Source organism: Mycolicibacterium chlorophenolicum, assembly GCF_001044235.1.
GTDB lineage: Bacteria > Actinomycetota > Actinomycetes > Mycobacteriales > Mycobacteriaceae > Mycobacterium > Mycobacterium chlorophenolicum.
Window position 1 is genome coordinate 398,583 of record NZ_JYNL01000020.1, and the last position, 17,146, is coordinate 415,728.

General features: G+C 67.9%; 20 protein-coding genes. 17 read left to right on the top strand and 3 right to left on the bottom strand.

Going from position 1 to position 17,146, the window contains the following annotated elements; genetic code table 11:
- Positions 1–19: 19 nt before the first annotated feature.
- From MCHLDSM_RS09935 to MCHLDSM_RS09950, 4 genes are read left to right on the top strand one after another with little or no spacing between them, the layout of a single operon-like run.
- Positions 20–700 (top strand): amino acid ABC transporter permease, encoded by a 681-nt coding sequence (locus tag MCHLDSM_RS09935; protein WP_048469906.1) that lies wholly within the window; start codon positions 20–22, stop codon positions 698–700.
- A 28-nt stretch (positions 701–728) separates the two neighbouring features.
- The gene (locus MCHLDSM_RS09940) at positions 729–1,607 is read left to right on the top strand and encodes an amino acid ABC transporter permease (RefSeq protein ID WP_048469907.1); all 879 of its coding nucleotides are present in this window, start codon (positions 729–731) and stop codon (positions 1,605–1,607) included.
- Between the two features lie 11 nt (positions 1,608–1,618).
- Entirely contained in the window at positions 1,619–2,035 is a 417-nt protein-coding gene (locus MCHLDSM_RS09945; protein WP_048417598.1) for a DUF1622 domain-containing protein, read from the top strand.
- Entirely contained in the window at positions 2,032–2,295 is a 264-nt protein-coding gene (locus tag MCHLDSM_RS09950; RefSeq protein WP_048469908.1) for a hypothetical protein, read from the top strand. Before MCHLDSM_RS09945 ends, MCHLDSM_RS09950 begins: the two co-directional genes overlap by 4 nt.
- A 23-nt stretch (positions 2,296–2,318) precedes the next feature.
- On the opposite strand, the gene MCHLDSM_RS09955 is transcribed toward MCHLDSM_RS09950, so the two are convergent.
- The 3 genes from MCHLDSM_RS09955 to recA all read right to left on the bottom strand — a co-directional run bounded on the left by MCHLDSM_RS09955 (position 2,319) and on the right by recA (position 5,225).
- Entirely contained in the window at positions 2,319–3,536 is a 1,218-nt protein-coding gene (locus MCHLDSM_RS09955) for a YeeE/YedE thiosulfate transporter family protein (protein ID WP_048469909.1), read from the bottom strand.
- A 149-nt stretch (positions 3,537–3,685) separates the two neighbouring features.
- Positions 3,686–4,216 carry a recombination regulator RecX gene (gene recX / locus MCHLDSM_RS09960; RefSeq protein ID WP_048469910.1) on the bottom strand — a complete coding sequence of 177 codons (531 nt, stop codon included), beginning with the start codon at positions 4,214–4,216 and terminating at the stop codon, positions 3,686–3,688.
- Positions 4,182–5,225 carry a recombinase RecA gene (gene recA, locus MCHLDSM_RS09965; RefSeq protein ID WP_048417569.1) on the bottom strand — a complete coding sequence of 348 codons (1,044 nt, stop codon included), beginning with the start codon at positions 5,223–5,225 and terminating at the stop codon, positions 4,182–4,184. The genes recX and recA overlap by 35 nt, the downstream gene beginning before the upstream one ends.
- A gap of 156 nt (positions 5,226–5,381) precedes the next feature.
- Here recA and MCHLDSM_RS09970 point away from each other — a divergent pair, with 156 nt between their 5' ends.
- The 13 genes from MCHLDSM_RS09970 to hypF all read left to right on the top strand — a co-directional run bounded on the left by MCHLDSM_RS09970 (position 5,382) and on the right by hypF (position 17,145).
- Positions 5,382–6,281 (top strand): alpha/beta hydrolase, encoded by a 900-nt coding sequence (locus MCHLDSM_RS09970; protein WP_048469911.1) that lies wholly within the window; start codon positions 5,382–5,384, stop codon positions 6,279–6,281.
- Positions 6,282–6,346: 65 nt separating this feature from the next.
- Positions 6,347–6,676: a hydrogenase maturation nickel metallochaperone HypA/HybF gene (locus MCHLDSM_RS09975; RefSeq protein ID WP_048469912.1), complete on the top strand. Its 330-nt coding sequence runs from the start codon at positions 6,347–6,349 to the stop codon at positions 6,674–6,676.
- Positions 6,677–6,678: 2 nt separating this feature from the next.
- Positions 6,679–7,497: a hydrogenase nickel incorporation protein HypB gene (hypB, locus tag MCHLDSM_RS09980; protein WP_048469913.1), complete on the top strand. Its 819-nt coding sequence runs from the start codon at positions 6,679–6,681 to the stop codon at positions 7,495–7,497.
- 85 nt (positions 7,498–7,582) lie between these two features.
- Entirely contained in the window at positions 7,583–8,638 is a 1,056-nt protein-coding gene (locus tag MCHLDSM_RS09985; RefSeq protein ID WP_048469914.1) for an NADH-quinone oxidoreductase subunit B family protein, read from the top strand.
- Positions 8,639–8,729: 91 nt separating this feature from the next.
- On the top strand, positions 8,730–10,526 hold the full coding sequence (locus MCHLDSM_RS09990; protein WP_048469915.1) for a nickel-dependent hydrogenase large subunit: 1,797 nt from the start codon (positions 8,730–8,732) through the stop codon (positions 10,524–10,526).
- 3 nt (positions 10,527–10,529) lie between these two features.
- Positions 10,530–11,420, top strand: coding sequence for a NifU family protein (locus MCHLDSM_RS09995; protein ID WP_048469916.1), 891 nt, complete (start codon positions 10,530–10,532; stop codon positions 11,418–11,420).
- The gene (locus MCHLDSM_RS10000) at positions 11,420–12,055 is read left to right on the top strand and encodes a DUF5947 family protein (protein ID WP_048469917.1); all 636 of its coding nucleotides are present in this window, start codon (positions 11,420–11,422) and stop codon (positions 12,053–12,055) included. The genes MCHLDSM_RS09995 and MCHLDSM_RS10000 overlap by 1 nt, the downstream gene beginning before the upstream one ends.
- Positions 12,052–12,690: a DUF6084 family protein gene (locus MCHLDSM_RS10005; RefSeq protein WP_048469918.1), complete on the top strand. Its 639-nt coding sequence runs from the start codon at positions 12,052–12,054 to the stop codon at positions 12,688–12,690. The genes MCHLDSM_RS10000 and MCHLDSM_RS10005 overlap by 4 nt, the downstream gene beginning before the upstream one ends.
- Positions 12,687–14,024: a hypothetical protein gene (locus MCHLDSM_RS10010; protein ID WP_048469919.1), complete on the top strand. Its 1,338-nt coding sequence runs from the start codon at positions 12,687–12,689 to the stop codon at positions 14,022–14,024. Before MCHLDSM_RS10005 ends, MCHLDSM_RS10010 begins: the two co-directional genes overlap by 4 nt.
- Positions 14,015–14,134 carry a DUF6893 family small protein gene (locus tag MCHLDSM_RS40355; protein ID WP_109788779.1) on the top strand — a complete coding sequence of 40 codons (120 nt, stop codon included), beginning with the start codon at positions 14,015–14,017 and terminating at the stop codon, positions 14,132–14,134. The genes MCHLDSM_RS10010 and MCHLDSM_RS40355 overlap by 10 nt, the downstream gene beginning before the upstream one ends.
- Positions 14,131–14,619, top strand: coding sequence for a hydrogenase maturation protease (locus tag MCHLDSM_RS10015; RefSeq protein ID WP_048469920.1), 489 nt, complete (start codon positions 14,131–14,133; stop codon positions 14,617–14,619). Before MCHLDSM_RS40355 ends, MCHLDSM_RS10015 begins: the two co-directional genes overlap by 4 nt.
- Before the next feature lie 4 nt (positions 14,620–14,623).
- Positions 14,624–14,878, top strand: a complete 255-nt coding sequence (locus MCHLDSM_RS10020; protein ID WP_048469921.1) for a HypC/HybG/HupF family hydrogenase formation chaperone — start codon at positions 14,624–14,626, stop codon at positions 14,876–14,878.
- Entirely contained in the window at positions 14,875–17,145 is a 2,271-nt protein-coding gene (gene hypF, locus MCHLDSM_RS10025) for a carbamoyltransferase HypF (protein ID WP_048469922.1), read from the top strand. The genes MCHLDSM_RS10020 and hypF overlap by 4 nt, the downstream gene beginning before the upstream one ends.
- Position 17,146 lies beyond the last annotated feature (1 nt).

Genomic DNA, 17,146 nt, shown 5'->3' on the forward strand with positions numbered 1-17,146 from the left:
GGCCGGGGCCCGCGCCGCAGTGGAGATTTTCACCGAGTACCGCGCCGAGATCTTCGCCGCGTTCTGGACGACGATCCAGCTGACGGTGTATTCGGCGATCGGAGCGCTGGTGGTGGGCACGGGGCTGGCCGCGATGCGGCTGGCCCCGGTACCGATGCTGAACTGGCTCGGCACCGCCTACGTCAACATCGTGCGCAACACGCCGCTCACGCTGATCGTGCTGTTCTGCTCGTTCGGGCTGGCGCAGACGTTGGGCATCACGCTGGCCAGCCGGACCTCGCCGACGTTCATCGCGGACAGCGGGTTCCGGCTGGCGGTGCTCGGATTCACCGTCTACACGGCGTCGTTCGTATGTGAGACGGTGCGGTCCGGGGTCAACACCGTGCCACTCGGCCAGGCCGAGGCAGCCCGGTCGCTGGGGCTGACGTTCTCGCAGAACCTGCGGATCGTGTTGCTGCCGCAGGCTTTTCGTGCCGTCGTCATCCCGCTGGGGTCGGTGCTCATCGCGCTGACGAAGAACACCACGATCGCCTCGGCGATCGGGGTGGCCGAGGCGGCGCTGCTGATGAAGGAGATGATCGAGAACACCGCCGCGGTGCTGGTGGTGGGCTCGATCTTCGCGTTCGGATTCGTGATCCTCACGCTGCCGCTGGGACTGCTGTTCGGGTGGCTGGGCCGGCGATTGGCGGTGGCTCGGTGACGGGCGCTCGCGCGAAGAACGGATCAACATGACGGGGTCGTCGGTTCTCTTCGACGCGCCGGGGCCGCGCGCCCGGGTGCGCAACCGAGTGATCTCGGCGGTCACCGTGATCGTGGTGGTCGCGGTGGCGTGGCTCGTCTACACCCGGTTGGAGGCGAAGGGACAGCTGACCGCCGCGAAGTGGGAGCCGTTCCTGACCGGGAACCTGTGGCGGACCTACATCCTGCCGGGCATCGAGGGCACGCTGACCGCGGCCGCGGTGTCGATCGCGCTGGCGCTGGTGCTGGGCTTCGTGCTGGGCGTGGGCCGACTCTCGAGGAACATCGTCCTCCGCTGGGTGTCGTCGGTGATCGTGGAGTTCTTCCGCGCGGTGCCGGTGCTGATCATGATGATCTTCGCCTACTTCCTCTACGCCAACTACGACGTGTTCCCGTCGAAGCATCTGGCGCTGGCCGGCGTCATCACCGGGCTGACGCTGTACAACGGCGCGGTGATCGCCGAGATCGTGCGGGCGGGCGTGCACGCGCTGCCGAAGGGTCAGGCCGAGGCCGCGTCCGCGCTGGGGCTCACCTCCGGGCAGACGATGCGATCGATCCTGCTCCCCCAGGCGGTCACGTCGATGCTGCCGGTGCTGATCTCCCAGGTCGTCGTCGTGCTCAAGGACACCGCGCTGGGCTACCAGATCACGTTCGTGGAGCTGGTGCGCCAAGGCACCAATGTCGGCTCGTCGTACGGCAATTACATCCCGGCGCTGATCGTGATCGCGCTGCTGATGATCAGTCTGAACTTCGCGCTGTCGTGGTTGGCGACCAAGCTGGAGGCCCGGATGAGGCGCTCCCGCAAGGGGCCCGCGCCGATGGAGGCCGAACCGCTGGAGTTCCAGGGCGACCGCAGCCGCGGCGTGTGACCGAACCGGCGATGACGAGCTCCCTGGTCGCGATCGACATCCTGCCGGAGTCGGCGCTGCGGTCGATGGTCGACGTCATGGTGCGCTTGATCGAGGCGTGCGGCGCGGTCGTCATCATGATCGGCGCCGTGGTGGCGATCGTGAAGTTCGCCGCCGCGCTGACCCGCCGCGACATCAACCAGTTCTCCGCGGTACGCCTGTCCCTCGCCCGTTTCCTGGTGCTGGGGCTGGAATTCCAGCTCGCCGCCGACGTGTTGCGGACCGCCATCTCACCGTCGTTCGCCGAGATCGGCAAGCTGGCGGCGATCGCGGCCATCCGCACGGTGCTCAACTACTTCCTCAACCGCGAGATCGCCCAGGAGCAGCGGGAGGTCGAGTCGCTCCGGCAACCGCCCCGCCCCGCGTCCGGCGGCTCGTCGGTCCCGTGAGCGTCGTCGCCAACGCGTCGTGGTGCCTGGCGATCGCCGGCATCGTCCTCGGGGTGGCCGCCCTGCTCGTCTTCCAGCAGCCGCTGCCCGCGCTGCGGGTGATGATCGAACTGTTCACCGCGGCCGGACTGCTGCGGTTGAGCGTCGACCTGTCCTGGGCGGCGATCCTGGGGGTCGTCGCACTGATCGCCGTCCGGCGCGTCGTCACCCGCAGTCTGACCCTGGACTTCGGCGACACCAAACCGCTGTCATCGGCCTGACGAGGCCGCGCGTGCGCAGGTCGCTACACCGACGGCAACAGCTCCGGCGCGGTGGTCAGCCAGCTCGTTCTGCCATAGAGCAGTCGGGCTGTCACCACCATCCCTGCCACCATTGCAGCGGTGAAAACCCATGCGCTGACGGACAGCTGGATGCCGCCGCTGAGCGTGTGGCCGCTGGTGCAGCCACCCGCCATCCGGGCACCGAACAGGACCAGAAACGATCCGGCGAAACACCCGACCGCGCGTTTGGCTCTGCTCGGGCCGAAGCGATTGCGCCAGGACGGAGGGAGTACGGGCCGAAAGGCGGTGAACCTGCCGCTGATCAACGACGCGGACACCAAGGCGCCGACGAGTACTCCCGCCGCGGTGAATGGTTCCCAGCCGATGGTGGCGAAGACGTCGCGGCTGTAGGCGAAGTCCGGCATGGCGAGATGGCCGACGACCCACGAGTAGGTGGTCGACAAGCCGAACGGCTGCCTGAGAACGAGCGAGAGCACCACCAGCACCGCCACGAACAACGCGATCACGCTCATCAGCCGCGCATAGAAGTTCGGATCGGTCACCTGCTGCAGCATCCGCCGCGGTCCACGCGACGAGCCCTCGGCAAGGTATTCGGCGGAGTCTCGGGCACACGACTGATCATGCGGGTCGGCGGGACCGACGAGGTTCCGAAAGCAGCTGTGCCGTCCCCCGCGGTAACGGGGCAGGTAGTACAACAGAGATAGCGCGAGCACGGCATACACGACCGCGACGGCGAACATCCGCCAGGGCCGGATGGTCGTGATGTCGCCAGTCGCCACCAGGTTGCCGTAGTTCGCCGTCGACACCAGCCATCGGCCGACCTCGGTCTGGTACAGCGCCGTCCATGCCGCTGCCCCGAGCAGACCTCCCGGGATCGCAGCGAGCACGTCGCGTCTGCCTTCACCGAGGGCGATCAGTTCGGTTCCGGGAAAATAGCCGCTCACCGCCGCGCCGACGCCGAAGAGGACACCTCCGATGGTGACACCGAACAGGTAAATCGGCCGAGGTGAGAAGTGCACCCCGATACCCAACGCGTGCACGCCATACAGCAACACCGAACCGATCGCAGTGACGAACAGGAAACATCCGACGAGAAGCCGGTCGACGAGCCGAGCAGTTCGAATGACCGTCTCCGGGTTGCCGATTCCCCACAGCGATGCCGGCAGCCCGAAGGCGAATCCGATGAGCACGCCGACCCACAGTGGGGCAGTCACAGTCATGGCCTGTTCACCATCACACCGTTCGGCCACGACACCATGGCATTCCGCCTCCGCCAGCGGGCGAACTGATCGCCGCGCAGGCGATCGTAGCGCGCCCGACCTGGCCAAAAGCCGTCAACGAGCAGCGAGATTCCGGAGAGCCCGGCACGCTAGACCCGGCGCCGCTCCCGTTCGTTGGCGAGTTCGGCGGTCACCACATCCAGCGCCACCGTCTGGCTGTAGCCGCGCCGTGCCAGCATCCCGACCAGCCGGCGCGCCACCTTGTTCTCGGCGTCCCGGTCCCCCGGATCGCCGAGCTTCTCCCGGCGCAGCTTGTCGCGGACCAGTTCCTCGGCGCGGGTGCGTTCGGCGCCCGCGTCGATCCCGGCCAGCGCCGCGGTGATCACCTCGTTGTCGACGCCCTTGTGGCGCAGCTCGGCGGCCAACGCGCGCTTGCCTTTTCCGGCGTGCAGTCGCCGCGACCGCACCCACTGCTCGGCGAAGTCCTCGTCGTCGATCAGCCCGACCTGCGCGAGCCGGTCGAGCACCTGAGCGCTGACCTCGTCGGGGTAGCCGCGTTTGGCCAGCCGGTCTTCCAGCTCCGAGCGCGTCCGGGCCCGCGCGGTGAGCAGGCGCAGGCACAGGGCCCGCGCCTGCTCGGCACGATCAGAAGTCGACGGGAGCGGGGAGGACATCGTCATCCGTCACGACGGCGCCGATACCGAGCTTCTCCTTGATCTTCTTCTCGATCTCGTTGGCGGCGTCGACGTTCTCGAGCAGGAAGTTGCGGGCGTTCTCCTTGCCCTGCCCCAGCTGCTCCCCCTCGTAGGTGAACCAGGAGCCGGACTTGCGGATGAAGCCGTGCTCGACGCCCATGTCGATGAGCGACCCCTCCTTGCTGATGCCCTTGCCGTAGAGGATGTCGAACTCGGCCTGCTTGAACGGCGGGGACACCTTGTTCTTGACGACCTTGACCCGCGTGCGGTTGCCCACGGCATCGGTGCCGTCCTTGAGCGTCTCGATCCGCCGCACATCCAGGCGCACCGAGGCGTAGAACTTCAGTGCCTTACCGCCCGTGGTGGTCTCGGGCGACCCGAACATCACGCCGATCTTCTCGCGCAGCTGGTTGATGAAGATCGCGGTGGTGCCCGAGTTGTTCAGCGCACCGGTCATCTTCCGCAGCGCCTGGCTCATCAGGCGGGCCTGCAGACCGACGTGACTGTCCCCCATCTCGCCCTCGATCTCGGCGCGGGGCACCAGCGCGGCGACCGAGTCGATGACGATGAGGTCGATGGCGCCGGACCGCACCAGCATGTCGGCGATCTCCAGTGCCTGCTCACCGGTGTCGGGCTGGCTGACCAGCAGCGCATCGGTGTCGACGCCGAGCTTCTTGGCGTAGTCCGGGTCCAGCGCATGCTCGGCGTCGATGAACGCCGCGATACCGCCGGCGGCCTGGGCATTGGCCACCGCGTGCAGGGCGACGGTGGTCTTACCCGAGGATTCCGGGCCGTAGATCTCGACGACGCGGCCACGCGGCAACCCACCGATGCCGAGCGCCACGTCGAGAGCGATCGAGCCGGTCGGGATGACCGAGATGGGCTGGCGCACCTCGTCGCCGAGTCGCATCACCGAGCCCTTGCCGAAGTTCTTGTCGATCTGGGCGAGTGCCAGTTCCAGGGCCTTCTCGCGATCAGGGGCTTGCTGCGCCATGATGTACCTCTCCGGGTAGTCGTGTCGACCGGTTCTCGGTCGGTTGGCCGTGACGTTAGGCCAGGGCACCGACAAGTCGCGGGGGCGAACTCCACCCACAGTAGACGAACAGGTGTTCGATTCAAGCGGACACGCCGACGGGCTAGCGTTTCGACCATGACCACGCCACGAGACGTCCGTATCCCGGCCGGCCCCGACCAGATCGCCGCGTACCTGTACGTACCGGACGGGCCCGGTCCGGCCGGCACCGGCAGGCCGTGCATCGTGATGGCCCACGGGTTCACCGCCACCCGCGACGACGGGCTGCCCGCGTACGCCGAGGCCTTCTGCGAGGCCGGATACGTCGTGGTCGTATTCGACTACCGCGGTTTCGGCGCCTCGACCGGGACGCCGCGGCAGCTGCTCGACATCGCCATGCAGCACGCCGACTACCACACCGTCGTGGAGTGGGCCCGCCGCCTCGACGGCGTCGATCCCGATCGCATCGTGGTCTGGGGCTCGTCGTTCAGCGGCGGGCACGTGCTGGCCGTGGCGGCCAAGGATCCGCGGATCGCGGCGGTGATCTCGCAGGCGCCGTTCACCGACGGGATCGCGACGTTGCGCGCCCAACCGCTGTCGTTCGTCCCGAAGGGACTGGCCGCGGGACTGCGGGACCAGATCGGCGCCTGGCGCGGGCAGCCGCCCCACCTGATGGCCGCCGTCGGCGACCCGGGCACCGTCGCCGCGATGACCTCCCCCGACGCCAAACCCGGATTCGAGGCGATCGTCGGCCCGAACTCGTTGTGGCGCAATGAATTCAGCGCCCGCATCGCACTGCGCCTGGGCTTCTACCGGCCCGGCATCGTCACCGGGCGGCTGGCCATGCCGCTACTGGTCTGCGTGTGCGAGAACGACGCCGTCACACCCCCGGGCCCCACCATCGCGGCGGCGCAGCGCGCACCGCGCGGGGAGTTACGCCGCTACCCCTACGGCCATTTCGACATCTACCGCGACCCGCAGGTCAAGGCCGACCAACTCGCGTTCCTGCGCCGGGTGTTCGCCGACGTCGCCGCCTGACCGATCCTGGACGCGCCGTGCGCGACGGTCCTATCGTGGGATCATCCGCCACGGAACGGACTCTCATGCACGAGATGGCGATCACCCAGAGTGTCGTCGATGCCGTGTGTGAGCACGCCGCCGGTCGCCGCGTGCACGGCGTCAGGCTGGAGATCGGGGCGTTGTGCGCGCTGGTCCCCGACTCGATGCAGTTCTGCTTCGAGCTCGCCACCGAAGGCACCCTGGCCGAGGGCGCTCACCTCGACATCGACATGCGGCCCGGGGCTGGACGCTGCCGCTCCTGCGGCGACAACTTCGTCCTGCAGGACTTCATCCTGCTCTGCCCGTGTGGCAGCGCCGACGTCGAGGTGACCGCCGGCCACGACATCCGGATTCGATCGATGGAAGTGACCTGACCATGTGCGCAACCTGCGGGTGCAGCGGCGACGAACCGGCCATCACTGTCGCCGGCGCCCCAACACCCCACCACGACCACGACCACGACCACGACCACCACCATCACGAGCACGCGCACACCCGAACCGTCGAGCTCGAACACCGCGTTCTGGCCAAGAACGACGCGCTTGCTGAGCGGAACCGCCGGTGGCTGGCGCAAAGGGGGATCGTCGCGCTGAATCTCACCAGCTCCCCGGGCGCCGGAAAGACCACGCTGCTGGAGCGGACCGTCCGTGAGCTGAGGACCAGCCCGGTGACCGTCATCGAGGGCGACCAGGAGACGCTGCTCGACGCCGAGCGCATCCGCGCCACAGGAGTGCCCGCCGTGCAGATCAACACCGGCGCCGGCTGCCACCTCGACGCGCAGATGGTCGGTGAGGCACTAGGCACCCTGGATCCTCCCGAGAACTCGCTGCTCTTCATCGAGAACGTGGGGAACCTCGTCTGCCCGGCCATGTTCGACCTCGGGGAACTGACGAAGGTCGTGATCATCTCGGTGACCGAGGGCACCGACAAGCCGCTGAAGTATCCGCACATGTTCGCCGCCGCAGGACTGGTGCTGATCAACAAGTCCGACCTGTTGCCCTATGTCGACTTCGATGTCGACCGATGCGCACGCTATGCAAGGTCCGTCAACCCCGGCGTCACCATCGTGACGGTGTCAGCGACGACCGGTCAGGGGGTCGCGGAATGGTATCGCTGGATCGAGATCCAGCAACACAACATGTCATCGGACCGTTTGTGGCAACCATCCGTTGACAACGGATATCCGCGGGAGTAAACCGAGATTCAGCGGCGTGCAAGTGGGCCGACGGTCGACTCCGACGCTGCAGGGGTCCCAGCCCGGCCCCGGAAAGCTGTGGCACATGCCTCTCGAGGCAGCAGTCAAAGCGGAAGAGGCACTGATCCATGTTCTGTGGATCAACGCCGGTTTGAGTTGTGACGGCGATTCAGTGGCGTTGACTGCCGCCACTCAACCCAGCATCGAGGAGATCGCTCTCGGCGCGCTCCCCGGCCTGCCCAGGGTCGCCGTCCACTGGCCACTGATCGACTTCGAGTGCGGACCGAACGGGGGCGCCGACGACTTCCTCGAATGGTTCTTCAAAGCGGACAGAGGCGAATTGGAACCGTTCGTGTTGGTCGTCGAGGGGTCCATCCCGAACGAGAAGATCAAGGACGAGGGATACTGGTGCGGGTTCGGTAACGATCCGGCAACCGGCCAGCCAATGACCACCAGCGAATGGCTGGATCGCCTCGCCCCCAAGGCGACCGCGGTGGTGGCGGTGGGGACGTGCGCCACTTACGGCGGCATCCACGCGATGGCGGGCAACCCGACGGGCGCCATGGGGGTGCCCGACTATCTCGGATGGGACTGGAAGACCAAGGCGGGCATCCCGATCGTGTGCGTGCCCGGTTGCCCGATCCATCCGGACAACCTGTCGGAAACGTTGACGTACCTGTTGTACATGGCCACCGACCAGGCTCCGATGATCCCGCTGGACGACGCTCTGCGGCCCACATGGCTGTTTGGTGCGACCGTGCACGAGGGGTGCGACCGGGCCGGCTACTACGAGCAGGGTGATTTCGCCACCGAGTACGGGTCGCCGAAATGCATTGTCAAACTTGGCTGCTGGGGTCCTGTCGTCAAGTGCAACGTGCCCAAACGCGGCTGGATCAACGGCGTCGGCGGTTGCCCGAACGTCGGCGGCATCTGCATCGGCTGCACCATGCCGGGCTTCCCCGACAAGTTCATGCCCTTCATGGACGAACCGCCCGGCGGCAAGCTCTCCAGCGCGGCGTCCGGACTCTATGGCTCGGTGATCCGCAACCTGCGCCACGTCACGGGGCGCACGGTCGACAAAGAACCCAGGTGGCGCCATCCCGGCACGCAGCTCGAGACCGGAGCGACGCGCACCTGGTAGATGCGCGTCGCTGTTCGCGTCTTCCGGGCCACGTTGCAGCATCGTTGAAAAGCTTTGCACCGCCGCGCATCACACAGGAAGAAGAAGTCCGATGACAACGATCATCCCCGAGCCGTCCCACGTCCAGCGCGACCCCGGCCAACTGGTGGAGATGGCCTGGGACCCGATCACCCGCATCGTCGGAAGCCTCGGCATCTACACCAAGATCGATTTCGAGAACCGGGAAGTCGTCGAGTGCCACAGCACCTCGTCGATCTTCCGCGGCTACTCGATCTTCATGAAGGGCAAGGACCCGAGAGACGCACATTTCATCACCAGCCGCATCTGCGGCATCTGCGGGGACAACCACGCCACCTGCTCGTGCTACTGCCAGAACATGGCGTACGGCGTCCAGCCGCCGCATCTGGGTGAATGGCTGATCAACCTCGGCGAAGCGGCCGAATACATGTTCGACCACAACATCTTTCAAGAGAACCTGGTAGGCGTCGACTACTGCGAGAAGATGGTGTCCGAAACCAACCCCAGCGTGCTCGCCAAGGCCGAGAACACCCAGTCCCCGCACGCCGAGGCGCACGGCTACCGCACGATCGCCGACATCATGAGGGCACTCAACCCGTTCACCGGCGACTTCTACCGCGAGGCGCTCCAGGTGAGCAGGTGGACCCGGGAGATGTTCTGCCTGATGGAAGGCCGGCACGTCCATCCCTCGACGCTCTATCCCGGCGGGATCGGCACCACCGCCACCATCCAGCTGATGACCGACTACATGACGCGGCTGATGCGCTACGTGGAGTTCATGAAGAAGGTCGTGCCGATGCACGACGACCTGTTCGACTTCTTCTACGAGGCGTTGCCCGGTTACGACCAGGTGGGCCTGCGGCGCACCCTGCTGGGCTGCTGGGGATCGTTCCAGGATCCCGAGGTGTGCAACTTCGCGTACAGGGACATGGAGCGCTGGGGCAACGCCATGTTCGTCACCCCCGGCGTGGTCATCGACGGCAAACTGCACACCCATTCACTGGTGGACATCAATCTCGGCATCCGAATCCTGTTGGGCCACAGTTACTACGACGACTGGTCCGATCAGGAGATGTTCGTCAGGACAGATCCGCTGGGGAACCCGATCGATCGACGACATCCGTGGAACCAGCACACCAATCCCAAGCCGCAGAAGCGGGATTTCGACGGCAACTACAGCTGGGTGATGTCGCCGCGGTGGTTCGACGGCAAGGACCACCTGGCGCTGGACACCGGGGGCGGCCCGCTGGCACGGCTCTGGTCGACGGCGCTGGCCGGCCTGGTGGACATCGGTTACGTCAAGGCGACCGGTTCCAGCGTGCAGATCAACCTGCCGAAGACGGCGCTGAAAGGACCCGTCGAACTCGAGTGGAGGATCCCGCAGTACGGCAGCAACACGCTCGAACGCAACCGCGCCCGGACATACTTCCAGGCCTACTCCGCCGCATGCGCTCTGCACTTCGCCGAGAAGGCGCTCGTGGAGATCCGCGCCGGACGCACCAAGACATGGGAGAAGTTCGAGGTGCCCGACGAGGGCATCGGCTGCGGGTTCACCGAGGCGGTGCGCGGCGTGCTGTCCCACCACATGGTGATCCGCGACGGCAAGATCGCGAACTACCATCCGTATCCCCCGACACCGTGGAACGCCAACCCGCGGGACAGCTACGGGACGCCGGGGCCCTACGAGGATGCGGTGCAGGGCCAGCCGATCTTCGAGGAGAACGACAGGGAGCACTTCAAGGGCATCGACGTCATGCGGACGGTGCGCAGCTTCGATCCGTGCCTGCCCTGTGGGGTGCACATGTACCTGGGCGAGGGGAAGCACCTGAACCTGCTGCACTCCCCCACCCAGTCGGTGACCGGGGAGTAGGGCATGGGCCCGCCGACGCCGCCGAGCCGAGACGACGCGAAGTGGCGCACGGCGGGTGATCGGATGCAGACGCTGCTCGACGCGGTCGCAACGGGCGGGGTGGCCGCGCGGGAGCGCGCCGAGCAATTGGTTCGCGAGGTGACCGATCTCTACGGAGCGGCGCTGGAGCGGATGATCGAGGCGACCGTGGCCGCGAATCCGGAACTCGCGCAGGTGTTCGCCGCTGACGATCTCGTCGCCAGCCTGCTTCTCGTGCACGGCCTGCATCCGCACGACACCGAGCGCCGGGTGGCCGATGCGCTGGAGGCCGTCCGGCCCTATCTCGGCTCGCACGGTGGCGATGTCTCGCTGCTGGGCGTGACCGACGGTGTCGTGCGGCTCCAGTTCCAGGGCAGCTGCAAGAGCTGTCCGTCCTCCTCGGTGACGCTGGAACTCGCGGTGCAGGACGCGGTGCGGGCGGCCGCCCCGGAGATCACTGCAATCGAAGTGGTTGCCGCCGAATCTGATTCGGCGACCGGCGTGATACCGGCAGATTCGCTGTTGAGCCGGGTGCGCGTCGACGGAACGCACGCGAACTGGCAGCCGGCACCTGCGCTGGCCGAATTGCGCGACGCCGAGGTCGGCGGCTTCCGCGTGGCGGGCGTGACCGCTCTCGCGTGCCGCGTCGGCGATGCCGTGTTCGCCTACCGCGACCGCTGCGGCGCCTGTACCGGGTCGATGGCCGGCGCCCGCCTGACCGGTGCCGTCCTGCGGTGCCCCGGCTGCGGTGCCGCCTTCGACGTGGTCCACGCCGGCTCCGGTGTCGACGGCGACGGCCGTCTGGAGCCGATCCCGGTGCTCGAGCGCGACGGTGTGCTCTCGATGGCGGTGCCCGTGTCCGCGGAGGTGGCGTGATGCAGGGCGCTTTCGACGTGCTGGCGCGCATCCGGGCCGACCGCGGTACCCCGCCGCCCGCGGGCGAGCGCTGCGAGATGTGCTCGGAGCCGGTCGCCGACGAGCACCAGCACGTGGTCGATGTCGAGGTCCGGCAGCTGATGTGTGTCTGTCGCGGCTGCTACCTGCTGTTCACCGACACCGCTGCGCTGTTGCGATACCGTGCGGTGCCGGATCGCTACCTCGCCTTCCCGCAGTTCGCGATGGATCGTCGCGCGTGGGAGGCGTTGCAGATCCCGGTCGGGCTGGCGTTCTTCTTCCGCAACTCCTCGCTCGGCCGCACAGTGGCCTTCTATCCGGGCCCCGCCGGCGCCACCGAGTCAGAACTGGACATGCAGGCGTGGGACGACATCCGCGCCGAAGATCCCCGGGTCGACCGCCTCGCCGCCGACACCGAAGCCCTGCTGGTGCGCGCACCCGACAGCGAGGACGCCGCGCCGCGCGGCTATCTCGTGCCGATCGACGCCTGCTATGAGTTCGTCGGCCGACTGCGAATGTTGTGGCGCGGATTCGACGGTGGCCAGGAGGCACACGTCTACGTCCACGAGTTCTTCGAGCTTCTCGACGAACGCGCCCGGGTGGTTCAGCGCACATGACCGAGCTCAACTTCACCGTCGTCGACATCGCACCCGAGCCCTACGCCGTGACCCCGATGCTGATGGCCCGAATCGGTACAGCGGCGACAGGCGACGAGCCGATCCACGCGATCGCCTTGCGGTGCCAGGTCAGGATCGAACCGTTGCGGCGCAGCTATTCCGAGGACGAAGCGGCCGGACTACTCGACCTGTTCGGACCTCGCGAACGGTGGTCGGCAACGCAGCACACATTCCTGTGGCAGCACACGTCGGCCATGGTGCCGGGATTCACCGGCACCACGGAGGTCCAGCTGCCGCTCGAGTGCACGTACGACTTCGAGGTCAAGGCTGCCAAGTATCTGCTCGCGCTCGACGCCGGCACCGTTCCGTTGCAATTCCTCTTCAGCGGAACTGTTTTCGTCCACGGCAATCGCGGCTTCGGAGTCCAGCAGGTGCCGTGGGACCGAGAGGAACGCTACGACATGCCGGTGTCGGTCTGGCGCGATCTCATCCGGCTGCACTATCCCAACACCGGTTGGCTGCGCCTGCCCCGTGACACCATCGACGCGCTGGCCGCCTACCGGTCGGCCCGCGGGCTTCTCTGCTTCGACGAGGCGATCTGCGAACTGCTGGCCGCGGCCAAGGAACTGCGATGAGCAGCGGATGGGACCGGGCCCGCGCCGTCGCCGACGCGGTGCTCTACGAGGGCTACCTGCTCTACCCGTACCGCGCCACGTCCGGAAAGAACCAGTCGCGCTGGCAGTTCGGCGTGCTCGGTCCGCCCGGTGCCGAGGAATCCGGCATCGGTGAGAACGCTTCAATGTCCGCGCAGATTCTCATCCGGCCGCTCCGCGCACCGTCGGTGTCCGGCGTCGTTCGCTTCCTTCAGCTGCAGCACCGTGGGGTCGAACGCGACCTCGGCGACGGCCGCTACGAGCCCACCGAGGAGCTGCAGGCAGGTCCGGACAGGTGGTTGAGCTGGGACGAGGCGATCGAGCGCGAGATCGTCGTCGACGCCGCTGAGATCGCGGCTCTGCCGCTCACGGTGAACATCGCGATTCCCGCAGGCGCCGACATCGAGACCGTCGACGGCGGAAGGCTGGTGCGCAGTCGTCGTGGCCTGCATGGCCGTCTCTCGATCTCCGCCGAGCCGGAGGACGGGCTGCTGCGGCTGACGCTCAAGGTGCGCAACACCTCGTCGCCGGCAGCCGACAAGAACGGGGCGATCGCGAGCTCCCTGATCGGCACGCACCTGCTGTTGGAGGTCAGCGGCGGCGAATTCGTCTCGCTGCTCGAGCCGCCCGGCGCCGCCGTCGGCGCAGCTGCGCGCTGTCGTCAACACCGCTGTTTCCCGGTGTTGGCCGGGCCGCCCGGCGACCACGACCTGGTTCTGGTGTCGCCGATCATCCTCTACGACCATCCCGAGATCGCCGAACAGAGCAAGGGCGCGCTGTACGACTCGACCGAGATCGACGAGATCCTGACGTTGCGCGTCATGACCATGACCGAGGAGGAGAAGGCCCAGGCCCGCGCTACCGACCCGTTGGCGGCCCGCATCATCGACCGTTGCGATTCGATGTCCCCGGAGGCGATGCTCGACCTGCACGGCGTGCTGCGCAGTCCGCACGCCGAAGCACCCGCGCCGGCTCTGATCCCCGAGATCCCCGCGGACGTCGACTGGTGGGATCCCGAGGTGGACAACGCCGTTCGTCCGGAACTCGACGCGATCCTGGTGAACGGCACCAGGGTGGCGCGCGGCAGCCGGGTGCGGCTGCACCCCTCCCGCCGGGCCGACGCCCAGGACCTGTTCTACGCCGACAGGATCGCGCGCGTGACATCTGTGCACGGGGACGTCGACGGCGGCCGGCACATCGGTGTCGTTCTCGAGGACGACCCGGCGGCCGAGCTGCACGAGTGGTACGGCCGCTACCTGTACTTCGCCCCCGACGAGGTCGAACCGCTCATCGAAAGGAGTCCGAAATGGAAGTAGTCGGCTGGATTGCCGTAGGCGTGGTGGCTGCGGTGATCCTCGCAGGAGTGGTGGTCGGGGTGCGATCTGTCCCCGACGTGCAGCGCTACCTGAAGATGCGCCGCATGTGACCCCGAGGGTCCTGGTGGCCGGGATCGGCAACATCTTCCTCGGGGACGACGGCTTCGGCCCCGAGGTCATGCGGCACATCCCGCACCGGCTCGCCGGACCGTGTGTTCGGTTGACGGACTACGGCATCAGGGGCATGCATCTGGCCTACGACCTGCTCGACGGCTGGTCGGCACTGGTGCTCGTCGACGCCGTGCCCGGCCGCGGTGCACCCGGGACGGTGCACGTGTTCGAGGCCGACCACGAAAGCCTGGCCGTGTGCGCCGGTCTCGATGCGCATGCCATGGATCCGGGTGCGGTGTTCGCGAGCCTCGCCGCGCTCGGCGGCACGCCGCCCCGCACCGTCGTGATCGGCTGTGAGGCCGAGACAGTCGAGGAAGGCATCGGTCTCTCCGACGCCGTTGCGGCCGCGGTACCGACGGCGGCACAGGCCGTCGAGGACGTGGTGACCGATCTGCTCACACGCTCCGCGGCGGGAGGGGGCTGAAGCCATGTGCCTGGGAATTCCCGGACAGGTCGTCGGCATGCTGGACGGCTACGGTGACCAGCTGGCGCTCGTCGATGTGGCCGGGGAGCGCCGCAGGGTGAATGTGGGGATGCTGCCCGAGGAGCACTTCGCGCCCGGCGACTGGGTGATCATCCACATGGGTTTCGTGGTCGAGAAGACGGACAGGGCCGGCGCCGACGCGGCCATGGCCGGGCTCGAGCTGATGGGCCGGGGTCACGGCAGCGGGGATCCACCATGACCGACCGCCGCCGCGTTCGCGTCTGCGCGCGCGGCGTGGTGCAAGGGGTGGGATTCCGGCCCTTCGTCTACACGCAGGCGGCGCTGCTCGGGCTGTCCGGCTCGGTCCGCAACGACAGCACCGGCGCCATCGTCGAGCTCGAGGGCGCCGCCGCAGACATCGACCGCTTCCTGGGGCAGCTCAACGACCATCCGCCACCACTCGCTGTGATCGAATCCATTGAGATACAAATCATCCCGCTTGTCGGTGGCACCGGCTTCACGATCGCCGACACCTCCCACACCGACGGAGGCCGCACCCTCGCCTCCCCGGATGTCGCCATGTGCGCCGACTGCGCCGCCGAGCTGCGCGACCCGCGCAACCGGCGGTTCCGGCACCCCTTCATCAACTGCACCAACTGCGGTCCGCGATTCACGATCATCGCATCCCTGCCGTACGACCGGTCGTCGACCTCGATGGCGGACTTCCCGATGTGCGCCGATTGCGCCCGCGAGTACGCCGACCCCACCGACCGCCGATTCCACGCCCAGCCCGTCTGCTGCCCGGGCTGCGGACCGACACTGCGCTACCGGGACCGCGACGGACGGGCCGCCGCCGGCGAACCCGGGTTACGTGCCGCCCGGCGGCTCCTGCGCGACGGCGGGGTATTGGCGGTCAAAGGGGTCGGCGGCTACCACCTCGCCTGCGACGCCGGCGACGGCCGAGCGGTGGCCGAACTGCGGTACCGAAAACGCCGCGGCGACAAACCGTTCGCGGTGATGGTCCCCGACCTGTCGATCGCGCACGCCATCGCCCACGTCGACCCCGCGTCAGCCGTGCTGTTGACCGGCCCCGCCCGGCCGATCGTGCTCATGCCCAGGCGTGCCGATGCCGCGGTCGCCGATGCCGTGGCGCCGCACAACCCCGACCTCGGCGTCCTGCTGGCCTACTCGCCGGTGCATGCGCTGTTGTTCGGGCTCGACGCAGACGAACCCGGGCCGCAGGTCCTGGTGATGACGTCGGGGAATCTCGGCGGCGAACCGATCTGCTACGCCGACGACGACGCCCTCGACCGGCTGTCGCCCCTGGCCGACGGGTGGCTGACGCACGACAGGGCCATCCTGGCCCCGTGCGACGACTCGGTGATGCGAGCAGACACGCCGTTGCGGCGCTCGCGTGGATACGCACCACTGCCGATCGCGTTGCCGGTCGCGGTGCCCCCGACACTCGCGGTCGGCGCCGATCTGAAGAACACCTTGGCCGTCGCCGATGGGCGGTACGCGTGGCTGAGCCAGCACATCGGCGACATGGACGATCTGGCCACGCTGTCCGCCTTCGACTCCGCTCAGCAGCACCTGAGACGGCTCACCGCGGTCGAACCGGAAGTGCTCGTCGCCGACGCGCACCCGCTGTACCGCTCGAGGGCCTGGGCGCACCGCAACGCCACGGGGCGTCCGGTGCGCAGTGTGCAGCACCACCACGCGCACATCGCCGCGGTGATGGCCGAACACGGCCTGGACGGCTCCGGGCCCGTGCTCGGATTCGCCTTCGACGGAACGGGTTACGGCCCCGACGGCGCGGTGTGGGGCGGAGAGGTGCTACTGGCCGACTACAAGGGCTACCGGCGGTTGGCCGCGCTACGTTACGTGCCGCTGGCGGGCGGCGACGTCAGCGTGATGCGTCCGTACCGGATGGCGCTCGCGCATCTGTGGGCCGCCGGACTGCCCTGGACAACCGACCTGCCCCCGGTTCGCGCATGCCGGGCCGACGAACAACGGGTGCTGCGTCACCAACTCCAGACCGGCCTCGGGTGCGCCCCGACGTCGAGCATGGGCAGGCTGTTCGACGCGGTCGCGGCGCTGACCGGAGTCCGCCAGGTCGTCGACTACGAGGCGCAGGCGGCGATCGAGCTCGAAGGGCTTTCCCGAGAACACGACTGCGGCGCCACCGGCTACCGGTTCACCGTCGACCACCGGGATCCCACCGCGGAGATCGACCCCACCCCCGTCCTGGCCGGGGTCATCGCCGACCTCCGCGCCGGCGTCGCGCCCGGCCTGGTCGGCTCCCGTTTCCACCGCGCCGTGGCGACGTTGATCCTCGACCTCGCGCTCGAGAATCGCGGGCCCACGGTGGCGCTCTCCGGGGGCGTGTTCCAGAACGCGCTCCTGCTCCGAATGGCCCGAACATCGCTGGAAGAGCATGGATTCGATGTGCTGACCCACCGCCACGTGCCGCCCAACGACGGAGGCATCGCGCTGGGACAGCTGATCGTGGGGAATACCGTCTAGA